At 61.5% G+C, this 19,191-nt stretch carries 14 protein-coding genes, 1 tRNA gene and 2 pseudogenes; 12 read left to right on the top strand and 5 right to left on the bottom strand.

The window, feature by feature from the left end:
* Positions 1-90: 90 nt before the first annotated feature.
* The 4 genes from rpsO (at position 91) to PMA3_RS25460 (ending at position 3,315) form a co-directional block, all read left to right on the top strand.
* Complete coding sequence (gene rpsO, locus PMA3_RS25475) at positions 91-360, top strand: 30S ribosomal protein S15 (protein WP_064679783.1); 270 nt, start codon at positions 91-93, stop codon at positions 358-360.
* Positions 361-572: 212 nt separating this feature from the next.
* Positions 573-2,678, top strand: a complete 2,106-nt coding sequence (gene pnp / locus PMA3_RS25470) for a polyribonucleotide nucleotidyltransferase (RefSeq protein WP_010463478.1) — start codon at positions 573-575, stop codon at positions 2,676-2,678.
* A 122-nt stretch (positions 2,679-2,800) separates the two neighbouring features.
* Positions 2,801-2,876: transfer RNA gene (locus PMA3_RS25465), tRNA-Thr, on the top strand.
* Between the two features lie 133 nt (positions 2,877-3,009).
* Positions 3,010-3,315 carry a DUF6388 family protein gene (locus PMA3_RS25460; RefSeq protein ID WP_059403417.1) on the top strand — a complete coding sequence of 102 codons (306 nt, stop codon included), beginning with the start codon at positions 3,010-3,012 and terminating at the stop codon, positions 3,313-3,315.
* 103 nt (positions 3,316-3,418) lie between these two features.
* On the opposite strand, the gene nadC is transcribed toward PMA3_RS25460, so the two are convergent.
* Positions 3,419-4,267 (bottom strand): carboxylating nicotinate-nucleotide diphosphorylase, encoded by an 849-nt coding sequence (nadC, locus tag PMA3_RS25455; RefSeq protein ID WP_064679782.1) that lies wholly within the window; start codon positions 4,265-4,267, stop codon positions 3,419-3,421.
* 234 nt (positions 4,268-4,501) lie between these two features.
* Here nadC and ampD point away from each other — a divergent pair, with 234 nt between their 5' ends.
* The 4 genes and pseudogenes from ampD (at position 4,502) to PMA3_RS33715 (ending at position 8,270) form a co-directional block, all read left to right on the top strand.
* Positions 4,502-5,062, top strand: coding sequence for a 1,6-anhydro-N-acetylmuramyl-L-alanine amidase AmpD (gene ampD, locus PMA3_RS25450; protein WP_064679781.1), 561 nt, complete (start codon positions 4,502-4,504; stop codon positions 5,060-5,062).
* Positions 5,059-5,895 carry a regulatory signaling modulator protein AmpE gene (ampE, locus tag PMA3_RS25445; RefSeq protein WP_064679780.1) on the top strand — a complete coding sequence of 279 codons (837 nt, stop codon included), beginning with the start codon at positions 5,059-5,061 and terminating at the stop codon, positions 5,893-5,895. The genes ampD and ampE overlap by 4 nt, the downstream gene beginning before the upstream one ends.
* A 377-nt stretch (positions 5,896-6,272) precedes the next feature.
* Positions 6,273-7,412: pseudogene (locus PMA3_RS33720) on the top strand (HAMP domain-containing protein); the annotation flags it as partial.
* A gap of 144 nt (positions 7,413-7,556) precedes the next feature.
* Positions 7,557-8,270: a methyl-accepting chemotaxis protein gene (locus tag PMA3_RS33715; protein WP_420848707.1), complete on the top strand. Its 714-nt coding sequence runs from the start codon at positions 7,557-7,559 to the stop codon at positions 8,268-8,270.
* 129 nt (positions 8,271-8,399) lie between these two features.
* On the opposite strand, the gene PMA3_RS25435 is transcribed toward PMA3_RS33715, so the two are convergent.
* A complete protein-coding gene (locus PMA3_RS25435; protein WP_064679778.1) occupies positions 8,400-9,176 on the bottom strand; it encodes a TatD family hydrolase in 777 nt (258 codons plus the stop codon).
* A 3-nt stretch (positions 9,177-9,179) separates the two neighbouring features.
* On the bottom strand, positions 9,180-10,175 hold the full coding sequence (cra, locus tag PMA3_RS25430; protein ID WP_064679777.1) for a catabolite repressor/activator: 996 nt from the start codon (positions 10,173-10,175) through the stop codon (positions 9,180-9,182).
* 301 nt (positions 10,176-10,476) lie between these two features.
* Between cra and ptsP the strand changes: the two genes are divergently transcribed.
* From ptsP to PMA3_RS31165, 4 genes and pseudogenes are all read left to right on the top strand, one after another.
* On the top strand, positions 10,477-13,338 hold the full coding sequence (gene ptsP / locus PMA3_RS25425; protein WP_064679776.1) for a phosphoenolpyruvate--protein phosphotransferase: 2,862 nt from the start codon (positions 10,477-10,479) through the stop codon (positions 13,336-13,338).
* Positions 13,338-14,279, top strand: coding sequence for a 1-phosphofructokinase (pfkB, locus tag PMA3_RS25420; protein ID WP_064679775.1), 942 nt, complete (start codon positions 13,338-13,340; stop codon positions 14,277-14,279). The genes ptsP and pfkB overlap by 1 nt, the downstream gene beginning before the upstream one ends.
* Positions 14,280-14,290: 11 nt before the next feature.
* Complete coding sequence (locus PMA3_RS25415; RefSeq protein WP_064679774.1) at positions 14,291-16,030, top strand: PTS fructose-like transporter subunit IIB; 1,740 nt, start codon at positions 14,291-14,293, stop codon at positions 16,028-16,030.
* Positions 16,031-16,215: 185 nt separating this feature from the next.
* Positions 16,216-16,425: pseudogene (locus PMA3_RS31165) on the top strand (alkaline phosphatase D family protein); the annotation flags it as partial.
* Positions 16,426-16,444: 19 nt separating this feature from the next.
* On the opposite strand, the gene PMA3_RS25410 reads toward PMA3_RS31165, so the two are convergent.
* Both PMA3_RS25410 and PMA3_RS33710 read right to left on the bottom strand, forming a co-directional pair.
* Positions 16,445-18,973: a sulfite reductase flavoprotein subunit alpha gene (locus PMA3_RS25410; protein ID WP_064679773.1), complete on the bottom strand. Its 2,529-nt coding sequence runs from the start codon at positions 18,971-18,973 to the stop codon at positions 16,445-16,447.
* Positions 18,967-19,182, bottom strand: coding sequence for a hypothetical protein (locus PMA3_RS33710; protein ID WP_064679772.1), 216 nt, complete (start codon positions 19,180-19,182; stop codon positions 18,967-18,969). The genes PMA3_RS25410 and PMA3_RS33710 overlap by 7 nt, the downstream gene beginning before the upstream one ends.
* Positions 19,183-19,191: the final 9 nt, after the last annotated feature.

Here is a 19,191-nt window from a genome sequence, read left to right as displayed (position 1 = left end):
CGGTCACTACTCATTTTTAGATACAGGGATTTGTCCCTGGCCTGTTGAAACTGTTTTTCTGAAACAGTTTCCTGATAAAAGGATTGCCTCATGGCTCTCGACGTTCAAGAAAAAGCTCAAATCGTTGCTGACTACCAGCAAGCTGTTGGTGACACTGGTTCGCCAGAAGTGCAAGTTGCACTGCTGACCGCCAACATCAACAAACTGCAAGGTCACTTCAAGATCAACGGTAAAGATCACCACTCCCGTCGTGGTCTGATCCGCATGGTTAACCAGCGTCGTAAGCTGCTGGACTACCTGAAAGGCAAAGACGTGAGCCGTTACAGCTCGCTGATCGGTCGCCTGGGTCTGCGTCGCTAATCAGCGATTGCACTATGAGGTTGGTTGTTTGCCGTGTGTCGGCGGGTTTCCCGCAGGCGCATGGCAGGCTCCCAGCCTCTAGTTTTATCTGGACACCTGTTTTATCTGACAGACAGCACCTGGACAATGAAAGTCGGGCCGATTCCCGGCGTTGCCCAAGAATTTCGCAAGAAGACAAGTTCCCCAAGAGCCACAAAAGAAGGTAGGACACCGTGAACCCGGTTATCAAAAAATTCCAGTTCGGTCAGTCGACCGTTACCCTCGAGACTGGCCGTATCGCCCGTCAGGCCTCCGGTGCAGTATTGGTCACCGTTGACGACGACGTCAGCGTGTTGGTGACTGTCGTCGGTGCCAAGCAAGCCGATCCAGGCAAGGGCTTCTTCCCCCTGTCCGTTCACTACCAGGAAAAGACTTACGCCGCCGGTAAGATCCCTGGCGGTTTCTTCAAGCGTGAAGGCCGTCCTTCCGAAAAAGAAACCCTGACTTCCCGACTGATCGACCGTCCGATCCGTCCGCTGTTCCCGGAAGGCTTCATGAACGAAGTGCAGGTTGTCTGCACCGTCGTTTCCACCAGCAAGAAGACCGATCCGGACATCGCTGCGATGATCGGTACCTCGGCTGCCCTGGCCATTTCCGGCATCCCGTTTGATGGCCCGATCGGCGCTGCCCGCGTTGCTTTCCACGAAAGCACCGGCTACCTGCTGAACCCGACTTACGAACAACAGAAAGCCTCGAGCCTGGACATGGTCGTTGCCGGTACGTCGGAAGCCGTACTGATGGTTGAATCGGAAGCCAAAGAGCTGACCGAAGACCAGATGCTGGGCGCGGTACTGTTTGCTCACGACGAGTTCCAGGTTGTGATCAACGCCGTTAAAGAACTGGCCGCTGAAGCTGCCAAGCCGACCTGGACCTGGGCTCCTCAGCCAGAAGCCACCGCGCTGCTGGGCGCTATCCGTGCCGAATTCGGCGACGCGATCTCCCAGGCTTACACCATCACCATCAAGGCCGACCGTTACGCTCGCCTGGGCGAACTGAAAGACCAGGTCGTTGCCAAGCTGTCCGGTGAAGAAGGCCAACCTTCTTCCAGCGAAGTCAAAGCTGCTTTCGGCGAAATCGAATACCGCACCGTTCGCGAAAACATCGTAAACGGCAAGCCACGTATCGACGGCCGCGACACCAAGACCGTACGTCCTTTGAACATCGAAGTCGGCGTTCTGCCAAAGACCCACGGTTCGGCACTGTTCACCCGTGGCGAAACCCAGGCTCTGGTCGTTGCAACGCTGGGTACTGCCCGTGACGCGCAGCTGCTGGACACCCTGGAAGGCGAGAAAAAAGACCCGTTCATGCTGCACTACAACTTCCCTCCGTTCTCGGTAGGCGAGTGTGGTCGCATGGGTGGCGCCGGTCGTCGCGAAATCGGTCACGGCCGTCTGGCCCGTCGTTCGATTGCAGCCATGCTGCCTGCTGCCGACGTGTTCCCGTACACCATCCGTGTGGTGTCGGAAATCACCGAGTCCAACGGTTCGAGCTCCATGGCTTCGGTCTGCGGCGCTTCCCTGGCCTTGATGGATGCCGGCGTTCCGATGAAGGCACCGGTTGCCGGTATCGCCATGGGTCTGGTTAAAGAAGGCGAGAAATTCGCCGTCCTGACCGACATCCTGGGTGACGAAGACCACCTGGGCGACATGGACTTCAAAGTAGCGGGTACCGCCAAAGGCGTGACCGCGCTGCAGATGGACATCAAGATCAAAGGCATCACCGAAGAAATCATGGAGATCGCTCTGGGCCAAGCCCTGGAAGCGCGCCTGAACATCCTCGGCCAGATGAACCAGATCATTGGCCAGTCGCGTACCGAGCTGTCGGAAAACGCTCCGACCATGATCGCGATGAAAATCGACACCGACAAAATCCGTGATGTCATCGGTAAAGGCGGCGCGACCATTCGTGCGATCTGTGAAGAAACCAAGGCTTCGATCGACATCGAAGACGACGGTTCGATCAAGATCTTCGGCGAAACCAAGGAAGCGGCTGAAGCAGCACGTCAGCGCGTTCTGGGCATCACCGCTGAAGCCGAGATCGGCAAGATCTACGTCGGCAAGGTTGAGCGCATCGTCGACTTCGGCGCATTCGTCAACATCCTGCCTGGCAAGGACGGTCTGGTTCACATCTCGATGCTGAGCGACGCTCGCGTTGAGAAAGTGACCGACATCCTCAAGGAAGGCCAAGAAGTGGAAGTACTGGTACTGGACGTGGATAACCGCGGCCGTATCAAGCTGTCCATCAAAGACGTAGCAGCGGCCAAGGCTTCGGGCGTTTAATCACCCCCCACGCCTGACCGATTCAACGTTCTGGAAAATGCCTCGCCGTGAAAACGGTGGGGCATTTTTTTGTGGTGCAGTCAGTTGCCTGACTCCATGGTCAGTGCTAGGTTTAGCCCACCGCCCGTGTAGCTCAGCCGGTAGAGCAGCGCACTCGTAACGCGAAGGTCGCAGGTTCGATTCCTGTCTCGGGCACCAGCGACACTTTGTTTTCAGATGATCCCGAATGGTTCTGAAGGCCAGATAAACCGGGTTTACGCGGTTTTTTGCGTCAGAGAGATCCTTGATGATCCAGATCCATCTTCCATTCCCCAAGATCAGAGAGAACGCCATGACCGTTAAAGAATTGACTCAAGAAGCCCGTCACGAAGAAGCGCTGAAAAAATACTTGCTGGACTCCCCCCAGCTCGCTGAAGAGATCAAGGACTTGCCAGCCGATGATCAGAAAGACCAGATTCAGTGGGCGTTCGAGGATGAAGCGGAATCCCAGGGCCTGCAGCCGTGGGAGCTGACGCTCAAGTACACCTCAACCCCTGAAGAGTTCGAGGCGGCGCGCCTGGTGCTGCACAAGGAGGCGGCCGAGGTGTTGGGCGTCGAGTGGGAAGAGTACTGCGAGATGAATAATCTGGTGGTCTGACCCTGTAGGAGCTGGCTTGCCAGCGAAGGCGGCCTCAAGCCTTGCAGCGTCCTTGAGATCGCCATCGCCGGCAAGCCGGGCTCCTACAGATTTGCTTCGCGGATCAGAGGCTGAGCCGCATCGACAGGTCCACAGCCTTCACATCCTTGGTCATTGCACCAATCGAAATGTAATCCACCCCGGTCTGCGCAATCGGCAGCAGCGTGCTTTCGTTGATCCCGCCGCTGGCCTCCAGTTTTGCCTTGCCGCCATTCAGGCGCACCGCTTCGCGCATGTCATCCAGGCTCAACTCATCGAGCATGATGATGTCGGCACCGGCCGCCAGCGCTTCCTTGAGCTCACTCAGGCTTTCCACTTCGATCTCCACCGGTTTGCCCGGGGCAATCTTGTGCGCGGCATTGATGGCCTCGGGAATGCCACCGCAAGCAGCGATATGGTTTTCCTTGATCAGGAAGGCGTCATACAAGCCGATGCGGTGATTGTGGCACCCACCGCAGGTCACGGCGTACTTCTGGGCCAGGCGCAGTCCGGGCAGGGTCTTGCGGGTGTCCAGGAGTTTCACCTGAGTCTGGGCAACGAAATCCGCCAGATCCTGCGCACGGGTGGCAACCCCTGAAAGCAATTGCAGGAAGTTCAACGCGCTGCGTTCGCCGGTCAGCAGCGAGCGTGCCGGGCCTTCGAGGTGGAACAGCACCTGATTGGGTTTCACCCGTTCGCCATCTCGCACTTGCCAATGCACGGCAACCCGGGGGTCCAGTTGCAGGAAAACCGCATCGACCCACGCGGTGCCGGCAATGACAGCGGCGTCGCGAGTAATGATGGTGGCTTTGGCCAGGCGTTCGGCCGGGATCAGCTGTGCGGTAATGTCGCCGCTGCCGATGTCTTCGCGCAACGCACGGCGCACGTTGGCTTCGATTTCGGCGGTCAGATCGGCGAGACGTAGATTCGGCATAACGGACTCCACAAACAAAGTGGTTCGATTATAGGGCCATGGCGGGGAGCAACCCAAGGCATCAGCGTCTTTGCCATCGTTTTGAAAGCCGCATTTGATCGATTCGCCGGATCGACCGGGCCTTGGCGTCAGTGATCGGCACGCTGCAACGGCTCAATCGCGGCAAGTGATCGCGCCCGGAGGGTCTATCGCGGCATACTGGGCGCCAACACAGTCGTCGTTGAAGGAATCTGTATGCAGTTGGACCCCGCGAGCGGTTGGTGTCAGGGTGTGCGTTTATGCCCATCGCCCAACTTCAATGCGCGCCCCCTGGGCGAAATTTCCCTGCTGGTGATCCACAACATCAGCCTGCCCCCGGCACAATTTGCCACCGGCAAGGTGCAGGAGTTTTTTCAGAATCGTCTGGATGTCACGGAGCATCCCTACTTTGAAGGGATTGCGGACCTGCGTGTGTCTGCGCATTTTCTGATCGAACGTGACGGCATTGTCACTCAGTTTGTCTCTTGTCTTGAGCGCGCCTGGCATGCCGGGGTCTCGAGTTTTGAAGGTCGGGAAACCTGTAACGATTTTTCCGTGGGCATCGAGCTTGAAGGCACGGATGATCTGCCGTTCACCGACGTGCAATATGACGCGTTGACGGCCCTGACCCGACAGCTGCAAAGCACCTTCACGGCCATTACCGCGCAGCGTATCTGCGGGCACAGCGACATCGCTCCCGGTCGCAAGACCGATCCGGGGCCGGCATTCGACTGGGCACGCTATCGCGCCGCTCTGGAAAAAGAGGAACGACAATGAGTTTTCTGGTGTTGCTGTTGGCGGTCTGGATCGAGAAATTCTCGGCCCTGCGCCATCGGGTCCAGCGTGATGAAGGTTGGGTACGCGAGCTGCACAAGCTTGAGGCCAGCCCGCGCCTGGTCAATCGGCCATGGCTGATCCTGGTGGTGCTGGTGTTGTTGCCCGTGGCGCTGCTGGGCTTGCTGTTGCTGGTGCTGGAGCCCGTGGCTTACGGCCTGCTGGCGTTGCCAGTGCATCTGCTGGTGGTGATCTACAGTCTGGGGCGCGGCGATCTGCTGGCCGGCCTTGGTCCGTTTCGCGATGCCTGGCGCCGGGAAGACCTGCAGGCCGCCGCCCACGTGGCGGAGCGTGACCTGGGAATCTGCGCCGACAGCGCTGACCAGCTGCTGGAGCGGGTCCAGGGGCATCTGTTGTGGGAAGCCTACCAGAGCTTCTTCGCGGTGATTTTCTGGTATTTCCTGCTCGGGCCGGTCGCTGCCTTGAGCTATCGACTGCTGGCGCTGGCCGAAGAGCACGGGCAGAACCCGGCCGTGGTCGAGCGCGCGGCACAACTGCGTCATGCGTTCGATTGGGTGCCGGTGCGGTTGCTGGCGGCGAGTTTTGCGTTGGTCGGCAACTTTGTCGCGGTCGGCCGGGTGATGTTGCACGAGCTGCTGAACTGGAACATCAGCGCCGCCCGATTGATCGAGAAGGTCGGACTGGTGGCGGGTGAAATTCCGGCGCCGGTGGTCGGACCGGATGGCATCAACAGCCTTGACCGGATCTGGGAACTGCTGCTGCGCGCGGCGGTGCTCTGGTATGCGGGTTTTGCGTTGTGGACCGTGCTGCCGTAGCGTTGTAGGAGCGAGCTTGCTCCGGGTGGCGTTCCGACGATGGTCGTTAACGATTACGCGTTTCTACTGAATAAACGCGTCGCCCTAAAGTCCATCGTCGGAACGCCGCCCGGAGCAAGCTCGCTCCTACAGTAAGCCGGACTGAATGTCATTGGGGCGAGCCCCCTCACCCGAAAGGTATCGGTCGTCCGAAGACATCACCTGTTCGATGAACAGCCCCGCCGTTAACCTTAAGTTACAAAACCCCCCGCCGATTTAAGTTATACAGGGACAGCGCCCGAATAGTGGCAATCTGCTCTCGATCCGCGCCTGAATAACAATAAGAAATCCAAGGGAGACTACCCGTGAAGAGCTTGCTCTATCCCGCCGTCGCGCTGATGAACCGGTTGAGTTTCGGCATGAAGTTCAGTCTGATCAGCGTGCTGTTCCTCGTGCCGATGCTGGTGACCAACTTTTATCTGGTACGCGATTCCTATCGCGAATTCCAGGGCACCCGGGTCGAACTGCAAAGCCTGGACCTGCTGGGCAGCAGCCTGACGTTGCGGCGCGATCTGGAGACCCTGAACAACCTGGTGCAGATCTACGTCACCTTGGGTCAATCCGGCAAGGCCAGCAATGTCGAAGGCAAAATCGATGCCTTGGAGCAAAGCGTCCTCGCGCGTTTGCAGGGACTGGTGGCGATGGCCACCGATCCGGAGCAAATCATCGTATTCGACGCCAAGCGCGATGAAATGATTGCTGCGTTCAAGTCCCAGCAGTCGGAAACCTCCATGCAAAGCAAAAGTGCGCTGATCGGCAAGCTTCTGGGCAACGCACAAATTTTCAGCCAGATCATCGCCAGTCAGGCCGGGCTCAGCCGCGACAACCAAAGTGACATGCGTCAGTTGAGCGAACTCATCACCAACGTCACACCCCTCATCACCCAGACCCTGGGCGATGGACGGGCCATGGGTGCTTACTCCCTGGGGCAGGGCTTTCTCAATTCATCCTCGAGCACCCGTTTCGACGAGCTGCTGGCACAGATCGAAAAGCTGCACGCCGAATACGGCCTGAAGTTGCAAGATGCGCTGGATTCAAGCAGCGCGGCACAGCAAACCCTGGCCGGTCAGGCTGAGCTCAGTAAAGCGTCGCTGAAAAAAGCCATCGAACTGTTCGAAGAGCAGGTGGTGATGGCCGACACCCTCGATGCGCCCTGGCAGGCCTTTTATGATCAGGTCACGGGCCTGATGGATCAGACCTATCGACTCAACGAAGCCACCCTGACGTTTCTGGGCACCCAATTGCAGCAGCGGCTGGATCAGAACCGCACTCACATGGTGTTGCAGGCCGTGGCGTTGTCGGTGGTGTTTGTGTTGATTTTTTACCTTTACGGCGGCTTTTACGCGTCGACCCGCACCACGCTCAAACGCCTTGGTGCGATGATGGACAAGGTGGCGGCCGGCGACATGACGGTGACCTTCAATGCCAACAGTCGCGATGAATTGGGCGAGTTGGGCGAGGTGTTCAACGGCACCGTGAAGAAAATCCATGATTTGATCGAGCGGGTGGGGCAGACCGTCGGCGAGGTCGAGCGCCAGGCCGGGCAAGTCGAAAACGTCTCCACCCAGAGTAGCCAGGCAGTGGCCGGGCAGCGTTCGCAGATCGAGCAGGTCGCCACGGCCATGAACCAGATGTCGGCGACTTCTCTGGAGGTGGCGCGCAGTGCCGCTGCGGCGGTCAGCAGCGCCCACAGCGTTAACGACGAGACCGTCAGCGGTCGCGGGCTGGTGGAGTCCCAACAGGGCAGCATCGCTGCACTGGCCAACGAGATCGAGCAGTCGGTGCGTGTGATCAATCAACTGGCCACCGACAGCCAGTCCATCAGCCGTGTACTGGAAGTGATCAAAAGCATCGCCGAGCAAACCAATCTGCTGGCCCTCAACGCCGCCATCGAAGCCGCCCGGGCCGGTGAACAAGGCCGGGGTTTTGCGGTGGTGGCGGATGAGGTCCGGACCCTGGCCAAGCGCACCCAGCAATCGACCGGAGAAATCGAGCAGATGATCGGCCGGCTGCACAGTGGTGTCGGCGCTGCGGTGAAGGCCATGGGCGCCAGCCATCAGATGGCCAGCGGCACCGTGGGGCAATCGGAAAAGGTCCAGCAGGCGCTGGACAACATTCTCGGCGCCGTTGGCATGATCGTCGACCAGAACCAGCAGATCGCTGCCGCGGTGGAGCAGCAAACCGCCGTGGCGCACGATATCGACCAGAACATCGTCGAGATCAACCGCGCCGGCGAGCGGACCGCCGAAGGTGCGCACCGGACCGAGGATGCCAGTCGTGCGTTGTCGGCTCAGGTGGTGGAGCTCAAGCAGCTGATCAGCGCGTTCCGCGTTTAATGACACACCGCGGATAATTGTGGGAGCGGGCTTGCTCGCGAAAGCGGTCTGTCAGTCAACCTAGATGTCGGATGTGAGTCCCTCTTCGCGAGCAAGCCCGCTCCCACAGGTGTTGTGTGAGTCAGTGAGTTACCAGTTGAACAACTCGCAGGCATTGGCGGTGCTGGCGGCTGCCAGTTGCTCCGGACTAACCGCCATGATCCCCGCCAGCGCCTCGCAGATCGCCGGCAAATGCGCCGGGCTGTTACGTTGGCCGGGAAACATGGCGGGCGCCATGTCCGGTGAGTCGGTTTCCAGTACCACCGACTCCAGCGGCAGTTCGGCAAGGACCCGGTGCATGCGCAATGCCTGTGGCCAGGTCGCGGCGCCACCGAGTCCGAGTTTGAAACCCAGCTTGATGTACTCGCGGGCTTCTTCCTTGCTGCCAGCAAAGGCATGGATGATTCCCGCGGGTTTCAACTTGATCCGTTTGAGCGTGGCAATCACCGCCGCATGGCTGCGCCGCACATGGATCAGCGCCGGCAGGTCGAAGTCCTTCGCCAGCCCAAGCTGCGCCTCGAACAGCACCTGCTGACGCTCGCGATCGAGGGTCTCGATGAAGTAATCCAGGCCGATCTCGCCCACCGCGCACACCTGCCGATGACCGGCCAGCCGAGTCAGCCAGTCGCCGAGTTCGGTCAGGTCTTCAGGGCGGTGATCATCCAGATACACCGGGTGCAAACCGAATGCCGCATGCAGGTCAGGATCGCTTTGCACCAGATCCCAGACCCGCTGCCAGTTGCCCTGATACACCCCCAGCACCACCATCCGCCGCACACCGAGGGCGCGGCACTCGGCCAGCAGTGCCTGACGGTCCTCGTCGAAGTCCGGAAAATCCAGATGGGTGTGGGTGTCGATCAGCTCCACGATTCAGTCCTGACGAATACGCTGTTTGAAGGTCCGCGCGATGGCCTGCACGCCGGGTTGGTAATCGGACTGCTCGATGGCGGCCAGCGCCAGGGCCAGGGCCTTGTCGGCAATCAGTTGATGCTGCTGGGCCATGGCATTGACCGGCAGTGGCAAGAAGTCCAGCAACTGCGTGTCGCCAAAGGTGCCGAGGCGCAGCGGGCGGGACTTCAGCGGGAAATCGTGCAAGGCATCGAACACGCCTTGCAGCAGCACATAAGACGTGGTCACCAGCGCATCCGGCAAATGTCCCAGGCGCTGGAGCAATTCGTCCATCAATTGTTTACCGCACTCGCGGCTGAACGATTCACCGTGTTCGATCAGGATTTCGCCGTCGAACCCGGCCAACGCCTCTTTGAAACCCGCCGCACGTTCCTGGCTGATGCTCAGTTCCGGGCGGGCACCGATCAGCGCGATCTGCTTGGGCAACGGCTCAAGCAGACTGCGCGTAAGCTGCAGGCTGGCCTCGCGGTCGTCGCTGATCACCGAGCAGAAATACTCAGGCTCCATCACCCGGTCGATGGCGATGATAGGAATGCCCTTGGCTTGCAACTGGCGGTAACTGTCATCACCCGCCGGCAAGCAACTGGCGACGATCAGCGCGTCGCAGCGCCGGGCGCGGAACAGTTGCAACAACTGCCGTTCGCTGTCCGGGGCATCGTCGGAGCTGGCGATCAACAATTGATAACCACGCGCCCGGGCGCCTTGTTCCAGCAGTTTGGCGATCCGCGCGTAACTGGGGTTTTCCAGGTCCGGCAGAATGAAGCCCAGGGTGCGCGTGTGTCGACTGCGCAATCCGGCCGCCTGGGGATTGGGCGTGAAGCCATGTTGTTCGACGACCGCGCGCACGCGTTCGACGGTGGCACTGCTGATGCGTTGCTGCTCGGCCTTGCCGTTGATGACATAACTGGCGGTGGTAACGGACACACCGGCCAACTGTGCAATATCACTGAGTTTCAACCCGGGAATTCCTTGTTTTTTCGAGCTTGCCGCGACATGTACGCCAATCCTAACCGATTCAGCCAGACGACCCTTGTCTCAACGCATCCGACAAGTTGGGCTTCAAGGATGAGACATTATCGAGTAACGTGCCAATCATTCTAGATTAAACGTTTCAGCAAGCGTATTTTCTACGCTAAGACGCCTTTGGTTGGTTCTGCCACGAAACTGCCGAAACTGCTCCTGAAAAGGTTCTACCAAGCGCCTAAGCTGGAATCATCTAAAACAATACCTGGTGCCCAGGCACCAAAAAGGAGAAAGTATGCTCGAGCTCACCATAGAGCAGATTTCCATGGGCCAGTCGGCTGTGGATAAGTCCACAGCGTTGAATTTACTGGCCCGGCACCTGGTCGCCGATGGCCTGGTGGCCGAGGGTTATCTCGCCGGTTTGCAGGCGCGCGAAGCCCAGGGCTCGACCTTTCTCGGTCAAGGTATTGCCATCCCCCACGGAACCCCGGAGACCCGCGACCAGGTGTTTTCCACCGGGGTGCGGCTGATGCAATTTCCCGAGGGCGTGGATTGGGGCGACGGTCAGATCGTGTACCTGGCGATCGGCATTGCGGCCAAATCCGACGAACACCTGCGCCTGTTGCAACTGCTGACCCGCGCCCTGGGCGAGACCGATCTGGGCCAGGCGTTGCGCCGGGCCAGTTCCGCCGAGGCCTTGTTGAAGCTGCTGCAAGGCGCGCCGCAAGAGCTGGCGCTGGATGCCCAGATGATCGGCCTCGGTGTGTCTGCCGATGATTTCGAAGAGCTGGTCTGGCGCGGTGCGCGTTTATTGCGTCAGGCCGACTGCGTGAGCAACGGTTTTTCCGCGGTGCTGCAACAGGTCGAAGCGCTGCCGCTGGGCGATGGCCTGTGGTGGTTGCACAGTGAGCAAACGGTCAAGCGTCCGGGCCTGGCTTTCGTTACCCCGGACAAGCCGATGCGCTATCTCGGCCAGCCATTGAGCGGTCTGTTCTGCCTGGCCAGCCTCGGTGAAGCCCATCAGGCGTTGCTGGAGCGGCTTTGTGCATTGCTGATCGAAGGTCGGGGCCATGAATTGGGTCGCGCAACCAGCAGCCGCAAAGTCCTCGAAGTGCTCGGTGGTGAACTGCCGGCGGACTGGCCGAGCGCGCGCATCGCCCTGGCGAACGCCCATGGGCTGCATGCGCGTCCGGCGAAAATCCTCGCGCAGCTGGCGAAAAGTTTCGAAGGCGAAATTCGTGTGCGCATCGTCGATGGCCAGGACAGCGCGGTGTCGGTAAAGAGCTTGAGCAAGCTGCTCAGCCTCGGCGCCCGGCGCGGTCAGGTATTGGAGTTCATTGCCGAGCCGAGCATTGCCGCCGATGCCTTGCCGGCGTTGCTGGCGGCGATCGAAGAAGGCCTCGGTGAAGAGGTCGAGCCGCTGCCGGCCGTAAGCCAGCAGCGCGAAGTACTCACCGAGATCGCCGAAGTGTTGCTTGCACCCATCTCCGGCAGCCTGGTTCAGGCCATCGCGGCGGCACCGGGCATCGCCATTGGCCCGGCGCATATTCAAGTGCTGCAGACTATCGATTACCCGCTGCGCGGAGAATCCGCCGCCATCGAGCGCGAGCGTCTCCAGCAGGCGCTGACGCAGGTGCGCCGCGACATCGAAGGCTTGATCGAGCGCAGCAAATCCAAGGCGATTCGCGAGATCTTCATTACCCACCAGGAAATGCTCGACGACCCGGAATTGACCGATGAAGTCGACACCCGCCTCAAGCAAGGCGAAAGCGCCGAAGCGGCGTGGATGGCGGTGATTGAAGCGGCTGCCAAACAGCAGGAATCGCTGCAGGACGCCTTGCTCGCCGAACGTGCCGCCGACTTGCGCGATATCGGTCGTCGGGTGCTGGCGCAACTTTGTGGCGTCGAAACCCCGAGCGAGCCCGAGCAACCGTACATTCTGGTGATGGATGAAGTCGGTCCGTCGGACGTTGCCCGTCTCGACCCGACCCGCGTCGCCGGCATTCTCACCGCCCGCGGTGGCGCCACCGCCCACAGCGCCATCGTCGCCCGGGCACTGGGCATTCCGGCGCTGGTGGGCGCGGGCGCGGCGGTATTGCTGCTGGCGCCGGGCACACCGTTGCTGATCGATGGCCAGCGCGGTCGCCTGCACGTGGACGCCGATGCCGCAACCTTGCAGCGCGCCATCGAAGAACGTGACACCCGCGAGCAACGCCTGAAGGCGGCCGCCGAACAACGCCATCAACCGGCATTGACCACCGACGGCCACGCCGTGGAAGTGTTCGCCAACATCGGCGAAAGCGCCGGCGTCACCAGCGCGGTGGAGCAGGGCGCCGAAGGCATTGGCCTGCTGCGCACGGAACTGATTTTCATGGCCCACTCCCAAGCGCCGGATGAAGCCACGCAGGAAGTCGAATACCGTCGCGTGCTCGATGGACTGGCCGGTCGGCCGCTGGTGGTGCGCACCCTCGATGTCGGGGGCGACAAACCGCTGCCGTATTGGCCGATCGCCAAAGAGGAAAACCCCTTCCTGGGCGTGCGCGGCATTCGCCTGACCCTGCAACGCCCGCTCATCATGGAAGCGCAATTGCGCGCCTTGCTCCGCGCGGCCGATAACCGTCCGCTGCGCATCATGTTTCCGATGGTCGGTAGCGTCGATGAGTGGCGCCAGGCCCGGGACATGACTGAACGCCTGCGCCTGGAAATCCCCGTGGCCGATCTGCAACTGGGGATCATGATCGAAGTGCCCTCGGCGGCCTTGCTGGCGCCAGTGCTGGCCAGGGAAGTCGACTTTTTCAGCGTCGGCACCAACGACCTGACCCAGTACACCCTGGCCATCGACCGTGGTCATCCAACCTTGTCGGCCCAGGCTGACGGCCTGCACCCGGCAGTGCTGCAACTGATCGACATCACCGTGCGGGCAGCCCATGCCCATGGCAAGTGGGTCGGCGTGTGCGGCGAACTGGCGGCCGACCCGCTGGCGGTGCCGGTGCTGGTCGGGCTGGGTGTGGATGAACTCAGCGTGTCGGGCCGCAGCATTGCCGAGGTCAAGGCGCGCATCCGCGAACTCAGCCTGACCCAGACTCAAACCCTTGCCCAACAGGCCTTGGCCGTGGGCAGCGCAAACGAAGTGCGCGCATTAGTGGAGGCCCTGTAATGGCCAGAATCTTGACCCTGACCCTCAATCCGGCACTGGACCTCACCGTCCAGTTGCCGCGCCTGGAACCCGGCCAGGTGAATCGTAGCGACGAGATGCACACCCACGCTGCCGGCAAGGGTGTGAACGTGGCGCAGGTACTGGCGGATCTCGGGCATCAGCTCACGGTCAGCGGTTTCCTCGGAGAAGACAATCCCCAGGCGTTCGAAGCCCTGTTCGCCAGGCGCGGTTTTGTCGACGCTTTCATTCGCGTCCCCGGCGAAACCCGCAGCAACATCAAACTGGCGGAAAGCGATGGGCGCATTACCGACATCAACGGTCCCGGCCCTCTGGTCAGTGAAGCGGCGCAGCAGGCGTTGCTCGATCGACTGGAGCAACTGGCGCCCGGTCATGATGCGGTTGTCGTGGCCGGCAGTCTGCCCCAAGGCATCAGCCCCGAGTGGCTGCAGGCGTTGATTGTGCGGTTGAAGAGCCTCGGGCTGAACGTGGCGCTGGACTCCAGCGGCGAAGCCTTGCGTGCCGGGCTCAAGGCCGCACCGTGGCTGATCAAGCCCAACACCGAAGAGCTGGCCGACGTGCTGGATTGCGAAGTGGTGTCGGTCGCGGCCCAGGCCGAAGCCGCGAGCCGCTTGCACGCTCAGGGCATCGAACACGTGGTGATTTCTCACGGGGCAGAGGGTGTGAACTGGTTCAGCGTCGGGTCTGCCATGCATGCCACGCCGCCCAAGGTCAGCGTCGTCAGCACCGTGGGTGCCGGCGATTCGTTATTGGCCGGCATGCTCCACGGTCTGCTCAGCGCCGACACCCCTGAACAGACCCTGCGCACCGCCACGGCGATTGCCGCGATGGCGGTCACCCAGATCGGTTTCGGCATCGGCGACGTCGCGCAATTGGCGCGGCTCGAACAGGGTGTGCGCATACGCCCCCTGACAGAACAATAAGAGGGATTGTCATGAAGTTAGCCATTGTTACGGCGTGCCCGAACGGCATGGTCACCAGTGTGCTGTGCGCCCGGCTGCTCGATGCCGCGGCCCAGCGTCAGGGCTGGAGCACCAGCGTCGAAGTCGCCGACGCCGCGCATCCGGAACGCCAATTGTCGGCGGCCACGATCGAAGCCGCCGAGTGGGTGTTGCTGGTGACCAGCGCCCCGGTGGAGATGTCGCGATTCGTCGGCAAGCGTGTGTTCCAGAGCACGCCGGCCCAGGCCCTGCAGGATGTCGAGGCGGTACTGCGCCGTGGCGCTGAAGAAGCCGAGGTGTACGTCGCTCCCGAAGCGGTCGCCGAGCCTGTTGCTGTCGTTAAAAACGCACCACGCCTGGTGGCAGTGACCGCCTGCCCGACCGGTGTCGCGCACACCTTCATGGCCGCCGAAGCCTTGCAGCAGGCCGCCAAGCGCCTGGGCTACGACCTGCAAGTGGAAACCCAGGGCTCGGTCGGCGCGCGCAATCCGTTGAGCGCCGACGCCATTGCCGATGCCGACGTGGTGTTGCTGGCGGCGGACATCGAGGTCGCCACCGAGCGGTTCGCCGGCAAGAAAATTTACCGTTGCGGCACCGGCATTGCGCTCAAGCAAGCCGAAGCGACGCTGAACAAGGCCCTGGCCGAAGGCAAGCAGGAAACGGCAGCCACCGGCGGCAAAGGCCCGGTCAAGCAAGAGAAGACCGGCGTTTATAAACACCTGCTGACCGGGGTGTCGTTCATGCTGCCGATGGTGGTGGCGGGCGGCCTGATGATTGCCTTGTCGTTCGTGTTCGGTATTACCGCGTTCAAGGAGGAGGGCACGCTGGCGGCGGCACTGATGCAGATCGGAGGCGAGACCGCGTTCAAGCTGATGGTGCCGTTACTGGCGGGTTATATCGCCTACTCGATCGCCGACCGTCCCGGCCTGGCACCGGGGATGATCGGTGGTCTGCTGGCCAGCACCCTGGGCGCCGGTTTCATCGGCGGGATCATTGCCGGCTTTATCGCCGGTTATGCGGCGCAGGCGATCAATCGCTATGCGCGCTTGCCGCAAAGTCTCGAAGCGCTGAAGCCGATCCTGATCATCCCGTTGCTGGCGAGCCTGTTCACCGGCCTGGTGATGATCTACGTGGTCGGCAAACCGGTGGCCGGGATGCTCACCGGGCTCACGCACTTCCTCGACAGCATGGGTACCACCAACGCGATCCTGCTTGGTGTGTTGCTCGGCGGCATGATGTGCGTTGACCTCGGCGGCCCGATCAACAAGGCCGCCTACGCCTTTTCGGTGGGGCTGCTGGCGTCACAGAGTTATGCACCGATGGCCGCGACCATGGCCGCGGGCATGGTGCCGCCGATCGGCCTCGGTATCGCCACGTTCATCGCCCGGCGCAAGTTTGCCCAGGCGGAACGCGAGGCGGGTAAAGCGGCGTTGGTACTGGGGCTGTGCTTTATCTCCGAAGGCGCGATTCCGTTTGCCGCGAAAGACCCGTTGCGGGTGATCCCGGCGAGCATTGCCGGTGGTGCGCTGACGGGGGCGTTGTCGATGTATTTCGGCTGCAAACTCATGGCGCCCCATGGTGGGTTGTTCGTGCTGGCGATTCCGAATGCGATCAACCATGCCTTGTTGTATCTGCTGGCGATTGTGGCCGGGAGTTTGCTGACGGCGGTGGCGTATGCGCTGCTCAAACGGCCGGAAGTGGTGGAGATGGCGCTGGAACCCGCCAAGGCCTGACCACCCAAATCCCTGACACACCCCAACCCCTGTGGGAGCGGGCTTGCCCGCGATGACGGCTTAACATCCAACTCATTCGGCGACTGTTGTACCGCGATCGCTGGCAAGCCAGCCCCACAGGGATTGCATTTCACGCCAGCGTCATGCGTATGTGCTTTGGTTTTTCCCTTTAAAGGGAGAACCCCATGAGCGATTTCGACCTAGGTCGCCGTTGTGTCATGCAAGCCGTCGGCGCCGGGCTGTTGCTTCCCTGCGTCGCGCCGGCGGTGATCGCCTCGGTCAAGGACCGTCCGCAACTCACCGATGGCGTGCAGTCCGGCGACCTGCCGGGCGACCGGGCGATGGTCTGGAGTCGCAGCGACCGTCCCGCGCGGATGGTCGTGGAATGGGACACCCCCATGGGATTTTGGTGGGTCAGTAGACGTCGCGGCGGTAGCGACCCTGCTCGATAAGGCGGTCAACCTCCTCGATTCCGAGCACTTCATTGAGCGCGTGATCCACCCCTGAAGCCATCCCCTGCAAGCTGCCGCAGATGTAAATGACCGCGCCCTCCGCCAGCCATTTCTTCAGTTCCGAGGCCGACTCGCGCAGTCGATCCTGCACGTAGATCTTTTCGGCCTGATCCCGCGAGAACGCCAGGTCCAACCGTTCCAGATCGCCCGAAATCAGCCACTCTTCAAGTTCATCGCGGCACAGGTAGTCGTGCTCGCGATTGCGCTCGCCGAACAACAGCCAATGACGCTGCTGCCCGTCGGCAATCCGCGCCTTGAGCAGACTGCGCAGCCCCGCCAGCCCTGTACCGTTGCCCAGCAAAATCATCGGTACCGGCTCGGTCGGCAGATGGAAACCGCTGTTGCGGCGTACCCGCAGGCTGACGGTGCCGCCCACCGGCACATGTTCGGTCAGCCAGCCGGAGCCGATGCCGAGCCTGCCGTCGGGGTGCAGTTCCTGGCGCACGATCAGTTCCAGTACGCCATCGGCGGCAATCGAGGCGATGGAGTATTCGCGCATGGCCAACGGTATCAGGGCGTCCACCAGCGCTTGCGCGTGCAGAGCGACCAGATGGGTCCGGTTCTCGGGCAACTGTCGACTGGCGAGAGCTTGCTCCAGCGGTTGCGACAGGTCGTCGAGCGTCACCGTGGCTCGACCGTCGATGCCCAGGCCATCGAGGAAGTGCTCGATCGCCCACGGGCAATTGCGCGGCAGCACTTCCACCAGGTCCCCGGCCAGCCAGCTGCTGGTGGTAGGGGCGGCGAGGCCCAGCAAGTACACGCCCGAGGCGCTGCTGTCAGGGTTGAGCAAATCCCGGCGGATCAGAGTCCAGTGGTCATAGCCGGGCGCTTGCCAGGTGTCCACAGGCGCCTGTCCGGTCACCAGGCCGAGTTGCTGCTGCCAGTGACGCAAGGCGTAGGGGTCGCCGCTGTCGACTTCCACCGGGGCGAACAGGGTCTTGCCGCCGTGCATGCCCAGCCAGGTGTGCAAGCGTCGGGCGAAACCGCAGAAGTGTTGGTACTGCCGATCACCGAGGCCGAGCACCGCATAGTTCAGGCTTTCCAGGCTCGGCGCCTGGCCCAGCACCTTGCGTTCGAAGCCCCGGGCGCTGTCCGGCGCTTCACCGTCGCCGAAAGTGCTGACCACAAACAGTGCGTTGCTGGAATCGCGCAGATCCTGCTCGCTGACCTCCGCCAGAGGCTGAACTTTCACCGGCAGGCCGGCGGCCTGCAATTGCCCGGCGGTCTGCCACGCCAATTGCTCGGCAAACCCGCTCTGGCTGGCGAAGCCGATCAGCCAGGCCGGCGCATTGCTGTCTGATTGTGCGAGGCCTTGGCGGGCATCCTTGATCTGCTTTTTCTTGCGTCGACGATCGAGGTACAGCAGCCAGCCCGTGACGAAGAACAGCGGCATGGTCAGCGCGCTGAGCGTCAGGATGATCCGCCCGATGATTCCGAAATAGCTGCCGACGTGCAGCGCGTAGATGCTGGTCAGCAACTGCGCCTTGAGGCTCTTGTCGCTGTAGCGGTCATGGCGCTTGACGATGCCGGTGGCCGGATCGAGGCTGATCTGGTTCAGTGCGCGGTCATGGGGCGAACTGTTCAACAGATAGAACACGGTTGCCGGTTGCCCGGCCACTGGCGGCATACGAATGTTGTAGGCACTCAGGGCCGGGCCGGCGGCGCTGTAGATGCTGCTCCACATTGCCGCGTAATCGGCGGTCGGTGCCGGGCCGGCTGGTGCGGGACCACGGCCGCCGCGAACACGCTCATTCTGCGGTGAATCGGAAAGCAGCCGCGTCAGGCCCTTGTTGTACCACTCATAGGACCAGGACAACCCGGTCAGCGCCGCCAGGAGGTAGAACAACAGGCACCAGGTGCCCGCCACCGAGTGCAGGTCCCAATTGAAGCTGCGACCTTTTTTCTTCCAGTCGAAGGTCAGCCAGGCGCGCCAGCTGTTCCACTGGCGCGGCCACCGCAGGTAGAGGCCGGACAGGCAGAAGAACACCAGGATCAGCGTACAGGCGCCGGTGATCTGCCGACCGGTATCGCCCATGGCGAGGAAACGGTGCAGCTGCAGCATGAAGCCGAAGAAGTCCTGGCCGACGGCATTGCCCATGAATTCGGCGGTGTATGGGTTGAAGTAGCGCATCTCGCCGCGGCGCTCACCCGGTGGTGGGGTAAAGGACACTCGCGCGGCGTTTGCGCTATCGGTCTCGACCCAGAGCATCGCCACTTTCTTGCCCGAGGCCCCTTCGATTTTTTCCACCAGCTCGGCGGGTGGCAGGACGCCGGCGACCTGCTTCTCGACCTGCAGCACAGAAGGGTTCAGCACGCTCAGGATTTCATCCTGAAACGATACCGTGGCCCCGGTGATGCCCATCAGGGCCAGGACCAGCCCGGCGCTGATGCCGAAAAACCAGTGCAACTGGAACAGGGTTTTCTTCAACACGTCGCTCGCCTTGTTCGTTCGAAAATAATCATCACGGCGCGCATTATGCCGTGGGTGGTCGAGAAGCATTCTTTTTTACGCACAAAGGCCCCGTTCATCAGGATGAACGGGGCCTGGCCCAACGCCAATACTGTAGGAGCGAGCTCGCTCGCGAAAAACCCGAGAGCGACGCGGGGCGTCAGGTTTTCCGCGTCATCGTTGACGACCATCGCGAGCAA

Source organism: Pseudomonas silesiensis (genome assembly GCF_001661075.1).
GTDB lineage: Bacteria > Pseudomonadota > Gammaproteobacteria > Pseudomonadales > Pseudomonadaceae > Aquipseudomonas > Aquipseudomonas silesiensis.
The sequence above is the reverse complement of the archived record's forward strand: the minus strand, read 5'-3'. Positions and strand labels throughout refer to the sequence as shown.